6 protein-coding genes are annotated in these 6,218 nt (G+C 29.7%); 3 read left to right on the forward strand and 3 right to left on the reverse strand.

The annotated features are described in order from the left end of the window. A partial coding sequence (locus tag RSC72_RS15645) for an HU family DNA-binding protein (RefSeq protein WP_332578664.1) occupies positions 1-243 on the forward strand: 243 nt, incomplete at its 5' end. 91 nt (positions 244-334) lie between these two features. Here the strand turns inward: RSC72_RS15645 and RSC72_RS15650 are convergent. Next, positions 335-1,300: a SphA family protein gene (locus RSC72_RS15650; protein WP_332546285.1), complete on the reverse strand. Its 966-nt coding sequence runs from the start codon at positions 1,298-1,300 to the stop codon at positions 335-337. 430 nt (positions 1,301-1,730) lie between these two features. Between RSC72_RS15650 and RSC72_RS15655 the strand changes: the two genes are divergently transcribed. Beyond that, entirely contained in the window at positions 1,731-2,201 is a 471-nt protein-coding gene (locus tag RSC72_RS15655) for an OsmC family protein (RefSeq protein WP_332546287.1), read from the forward strand. A 68-nt stretch (positions 2,202-2,269) separates the two neighbouring features. Here RSC72_RS15655 and RSC72_RS15660 read toward each other — a convergent pair whose 3' ends face one another. Further along, positions 2,270-3,664: an MFS transporter gene (locus tag RSC72_RS15660; protein ID WP_332578665.1), complete on the reverse strand. Its 1,395-nt coding sequence runs from the start codon at positions 3,662-3,664 to the stop codon at positions 2,270-2,272. Between the two features lie 13 nt (positions 3,665-3,677). Beyond that, entirely contained in the window at positions 3,678-5,003 is a 1,326-nt protein-coding gene (locus RSC72_RS15665) for a DcaP family trimeric outer membrane transporter (protein ID WP_332546293.1), read from the reverse strand. A gap of 609 nt (positions 5,004-5,612) precedes the next feature. On the opposite strand from RSC72_RS15665, the gene RSC72_RS15670 reads away from it, so the two are divergent. Continuing rightward, on the forward strand, positions 5,613-6,218 hold a 606-nt coding region (locus RSC72_RS15670; protein WP_332578666.1), incomplete at its 3' end, for a GNAT family N-acetyltransferase.

A 6,218-nucleotide genomic window follows, 5' to 3' on the forward strand; every position in this document is an offset into this window, starting at 1 on the left:
GACGCTGGAATTTCTAAAGAAGCAGCAAAAAAAGCCTTAAACTCATTTACAGAAAATGTAACAAAAGCATTAGCTTCTGGAGATAAAGTTGCTTTAGTAGGATTCGGTACTTTCTCTACATCAGAGAGAGCTGCTAGAACAGGAATCAACCCACAGACTAAAAAAGAAATCCAAATCGCTGCTAAGACAGTTGCTAAATTTAAAGCAGGATCTGAATTATCAGGTGCAGTTGATAAAAAATAATCAATTTGATTGATATAAAAAATCCCTCCATTGGAGGGATTTTTTCGTTATATAGATTCTGAAATAAATTACCTTAAAAAATAATACATTTTTAATGCTCCTCTTTACTTGTCGGAATCAATATATTAAGTCCTGTTTGAATAGCTGTACCAGCAAATCGGTTTTCTGCCGAAAAATTCTGTGTAATACGTGCCATTGCTCCTAGTTTTTTAGGAATTATCCAATATGACACAAAACCACCTACTCCTCCTACTTGATCTGATAATTTACTTCCTTCTGTACCTTTATCATCAGAAATTTGTGTTGTATAATGACCAAAAACACCTATTTCATCACCTCTAGAATTTAAAACATACGAACCTCCCATATCAAATGTAAGATGAGTTCCTTCTTTAAAATCTGTTTTCTTTTGCCAATGGTTTATTTCTAATGTATGCGCAGCACTTACATTAATCTTAGGAGCTGGTTTATATTTTACAGCTACTCTAATATTTTGCGACCAATATCCATGTCCTCCATTATCTAAACTATTAGGCTCATATTTACCTGTTGGTGCCCATACACCATAATTTAAAGCGTACTGAAAATTACCATCTTTCCAAGATAACCAAATTGGTTGTATATACATATCACCAAGTCCTACCGTTTTATTTGTAAAATTATATGTACCTGCACCTGTTTGTTGCGAATAATAATCTAATGCAATACTTGCAGTTGGACTGTTGACCATTGGAATAAGCATCATTCCCCAATTAGCATTCAATATTTTTCCTTTTCCTCCATAAATAGCCATTAAAATATACGAATCTGTTTTCACATTTTGTTTAATAGTTAATGAGTTAGGATTTCCAGAAAAATTATTAATCAATTGATCTGTTTTTTTTCCTTGTCCGTTGTAATAATTCATATTAGCAAATCCATACCAAACCGGAATTATAATCCCTTCATGAGGAGCAAAGTAATCGTTTGGATTAAAAGATGAGCCGCTATAATGACCTTGTGAATATCCATTTATACTAAATAGTAATAACACCAATGAGTAAATAACTTTTTTCATACTATATTTTATTAATTATTAGGTTATCATTGTTTCTTATTCTTCCATTTTACTAATCATATAAAAAAAATAATTTTCCTAGTAGACTAAAAATTATTATATAGCAGATTATTATTAAAGAACAAAAACATTAAACTTTTTTAATCATTTAACTAATTATTTATTAACTAAATATACGATTATTATTTTGAAACAGCATTTATAAAAAAGAAGAAAATTGTTCGTACATTTAATTTTAAAATTGAAAATAAATAAGCTTATTTATTTCTGAAATTGATAAAAAGAATAAATAATACTACTACAGAAAAAAGTTAATTAATTTATACATTTTGATAAATTCATCAAATAAAATGTCAATTCGAATAGAATTTTGTATCAAGAATAGTTTTTTGAAAATAAAATTCTAAATGGTATTTTTGAAATAAAAAAAATGGTTTTTAAACACTTTTTTAAAGTTGCAATAAATTGGGTATTAAAAGAACAACCAAAACAATCAACAACTAAATTTTACAGTAAAAGTCATACTATAACAATAGACGGTAAACCTGATTTGAATATCTCTGCAGCGAAAGCTTTCAAAGGAGATCCTAGTTTATACAATCCAGAAGATTTATTACTAAGTAGTCTTACTTCTTGTCACATGATGTCGTATTTATATTGTTGTAAACAAAATAATATTGATGTTATTTCTTATACAGACCATGCCCAGGCGACACTTGAGGTAAATAATGATGGTAGCGGTCGTATTGTAGAGGTTACATTACATCCTGAAGTTACTATTCTTGATGCTAGTCAAATCGAGTTGGCAATTGCATTACACAAAAAAGCAAATGAGCTTTGTTTTATAGCTAATTCGTGTAACTTTCCTGTGTTTCATCAGCCGACATGTCAAGCAAATTAACAGATTCTATACTTTAGTGAAAACTTGAAATAAAAAAATGCTCGAAATAAATTTCGAGCATTTTTTTATTAATTATTTTTTTCATCTTCGGTAAGATCATTTTTATACGTTTCTGGAATTGTAAAATAATTGACCAGAATTGCAATAAATATCAAAACCAATGGATAAGCTAAACCTACATAAGGCGACATTGCCGCAGAAACAATAAGTGTCATTTTTATTAATTCGGTGATAAATGTAGTTGCACCGCCAATAAATCCGTTCCCCATGTTTTGCGCAAATCCCATACTTGTATAACGAATTTTAGTTGGAAAAATCTCTAACATAAATGCGCCTAAAGGTCCGTAAGTAGCAGCACCAGCAATAGAAGTTATTAAACTTACAGCAATAATACCAATAACTGCTAAGTTAGATATTGAATGAACTTCTGTTAATCCTGTAGGATTTCCAATTTTCATGTATAAATAAAATGATAATGGAATTAGAATAAAACTGGCAATCATTCCTCCTAACATAACTGGTTTACGACCAATTTTATCGCTTAATGCACCAAACCATTGATAAAAGAATGAGCTAAAAAGTGTTGAACATAAAACAACAATTAAAACTGTTTCATAAGGTAAATTAACTGCTCGTTGTAAAAAGAATAAGGTTACAAACAACGTTGTTTGCATAATCGTACTTTGTGCTGCATTTCCTCCAAAAATTGCTTTTAACATCAATTTTACATTTCCTGGTGTTGTAAAAGCTTCTTTAACGGGAGATTTTGACGTTTTTCCTTCTTTTTTTAATTGTTCAAATACTGGACTTTCGTGTAAACGTTGACGAATAAAGTAACTTAAAATCACTAAAAATCCACTAAATAAAAATGGAATTCTCCATCCAAAACTATTAAATGCTTCTTCTGATAAAAATGATTTTGTTAAAAATACAACTGATAAACATAACAATAAACCAATTGGAACTGTTGCTTGAATAAATCCTGTGTAAAATCCACGTTTTTTGGCTGGTGCATGCTCTGCAACATAAATCACAGCTCCTGCATATTCTCCACTAATTGCCAAACCTTGCATAATACGACAAACCAATAATAATATAGGAGCAAACCAACCTACATCTTCGTAAGTTGGAATACAACCAATCATAAAAGTTGCTGCTCCCATCATAATTAAAGATACTAGAAATGAATATTTTCTCCCGATACGATCTCCAATGCTTCCAAAAATTAAAGATCCAATTGGTCTAAACATAAAAGATGAAACCACTACGGCTAATGTTTCTAAGAAGTGCGACGAACCATCATTAGGAAATAATTGTGTAGATAGTACACTTGCCAAAATAATTGCCAAGAACATATCATACCATTCGATTAAAGTTCCTACCGACGAAGCGATAATTACCTGAAATATATTGTCTTTCGCTGGTTTATCTTCAGCAGAAATTGCGTTATTTACTGTACTCATTTTTTGTGTGATATTAGAAGTTAAATAGTGTTGTTAAATGAAATCTGTTGTTGTTTGCTAAATATTTGTTCTCTGTTCCTGTTCCTTTTATTGTTGCATCAGCCCATTGCGCTGTGCTTCTATCTATTTCGAAACGGAATTTTAAAGCTTTACTAACTGTATAATCTAATCTTGGAATTACTTTATACAAATAATTAACAGTACGTGTACCTGGTGTTGCAGAAACTGCTCCCCATGATGTTGTTACACCATAAGATGCTGCTGTAGCTCCTTCTATCGGATTTTTAACACCATTATTTCTAATATATCCTGCAAAAATTCCTGCAGAAAATTTTCCTTTCGAATTTTGTTGAATATCAATCCACATACTATGCGTATTCATCGGTTTATAGACTTCTACAGATTGCGGTGTTTCTTGATAACCAACTATTCCTCCTAATTGTACAAATGATGAAGCATCTTGCATTAAATAACCAGCAACAGTTACTTGTAAAGGTTTTGTGTTTAATTTAGAATAAGCCATAAATGATACATTCTCTACATGTTCATTCGATTTTATTGGCGGATTACCTGAAACCAATTTAGGTTTCAAATTTTCATATTGTGCGGCAATTCCAGCTGTAAAAATTTGCGATTTATATTGCAATTGCAAATGAGCTGCTGGCATTCCACTATTCCTAAAAGGTTCTGTATTTGGAGTAAAGTCGCGTTGTGAGTGTAAAGCAGCAATTACTTTAAGTTTATCTGTAAACTTATGCGTTAAACGAACTTGAGGATTTCTATTTAAAGCATAAACAGGAGCTCCTGTACCATAATTTACCACATTTGGTAAGGCTTCTAAAACGACAAAAGGATGCCAATATTGACCAATTCCTAATTGTGTTTTTTTCCAATCTAGCATTACATAAGCATGTCGTAAACGAAATTCATTGATTCCTCCTTCAGTTGCTCCAAAAAATTCTCCTTCTAAAATTCCCGAAGTTTTTGCTCCTAATAATTCTGGTCCTTTTAAATTGACACCTGCACGAGAAACAATAGACAACATGTGAAATTTAGAAGCATCATTAATATCTGCTCCATTTACATCTAAATAGCGATCTTTAGGATAAAGTGTAACCAAAGTTTCTCCTGCACCAATCATCTGGCGCGTATCCATAAAAATATCATTTCTGATAAATCCGTAGAATTGTACGTCTACTTTGTCATTATTTTCTGCAGGTGGAGAAATAACTATTGGTTCTTTTATAGCCTCTATTGTATCTGCTTTGATTTGAGCAAGTACAAAGCTATGACCACATAGCAGACCTAAACAGATCAGTTTTGTTAAATTTTTACTCATTTTTTTTGTGATAATTTTGAATCACTAAAATAGATAAAAGAAAAAAACTAACAAATGTTCGTTATTCATTTTTTAATAAACTTTTGTTTCTTTATTAAATACGCACAAAAAAATACTGATTTTTATCAATATTTCATCAGAACAAATAATTATTGAGCAAAAATTATTGATGTAATAATGTTATTTAGTGTACATTTTACACTCAAATAGATTTATTATTTTATAAATGGGGAAGAATGTTCATTTTTAAGAGAAAAAAATAGAGAGAAGACGTATTATTTCAACAAATGAGGAGAAATTTATCTTCTCTCTGAGTTTAGTTTTAAAAATGTATGCAAATTTACTAAACACAGAATTTTATTCAGAAAATTCAATGATAAGGTTATGTTAAATCGGTAAAAACTCTTTAATTACAAATTTTATTAGATTATTTTTAATGGTCAAATAAATTTTATGTATATTTATTCAATCAATAATATAAAATGTATTCCATATTTATCAAATTCGGAATTACATATTAGAGCTAAATTCAAAAATTCTTAATATTTTAAGTTTTTTTTTGGAATTAAATTAAATGTTGGTCATATTTTTGCCTTGCAAATAATAACTATGCAAACAAATATTGAAATACACTCGCTAACTGGTGTTGATATAAAAGATTTATCAGCATTGTACAATCTTTCGTACCAAAATTATTATGTTACTATTAATTTAACTGAAGAACAATTTCAGAAAAAATTAATAATGGAAGACATTGATTTAGAATTTTCTGTTGGTGCAACAGTTGATGGGAAATTAGTAGGATTTTTATTGTACGGAATCCGCATGTATGATGATAAAAAAACCGCATACATTGGTGGAACTGGTGTTTGTCCAGAAAAACGCGGAAATAAAATTACACAACAAATGTTAGATTTTAGTTTTCCTAAACTAAAAAAAGAAGGTGTTGATGAAATATTTTTAGAAGTAAATACCAAAAATGATTTTGCTATAAATGCTTATGAAACTTGTGGTTTTGAAAAAACTAGAGTTTTAAATAGTTACAAAGGAATTCCTGTTTTGGTTGTAAATCCATTACATGAAATTGTTGCTTTTGAGGATTTAAGTTTAATTACTGGAGAAGATTTTTGGGATATAAAACCAACTTGGAAAAACGAAATTCAGAGTATAAAAAATATTATTGATAATTGCCAGATTAATGGAATTTATGAAGAT

Source organism: Algoriella sp. (genome assembly GCF_036647415.1).
In the GTDB taxonomy this organism is placed as follows: domain Bacteria; phylum Bacteroidota; class Bacteroidia; order Flavobacteriales; family Weeksellaceae; genus Empedobacter.

Bases quoted from the DNA above. Each gene is read 5' to 3' on its own strand.
- RSC72_RS15660 (WP_332578665.1), bottom strand. From the start codon at position 3,664: ATGAGTACAGTAAATAACGCAATTTCTGCTGAAGATAAACCAGCGAAA.
- RSC72_RS15655 (WP_332546287.1), top strand. From the start codon at position 1,731: ATGGTTTTTAAACACTTTTTTAAAGTTGCAATAAATTGGGTATTAAAA.
- RSC72_RS15650 (WP_332546285.1), bottom strand. From the start codon at position 1,300: ATGAAAAAAGTTATTTACTCATTGGTGTTATTACTATTTAGTATAAAT.
- RSC72_RS15665 (WP_332546293.1), bottom strand. From the start codon at position 5,003: ATGAGTAAAAATTTAACAAAACTGATCTGTTTAGGTCTGCTATGTGGT.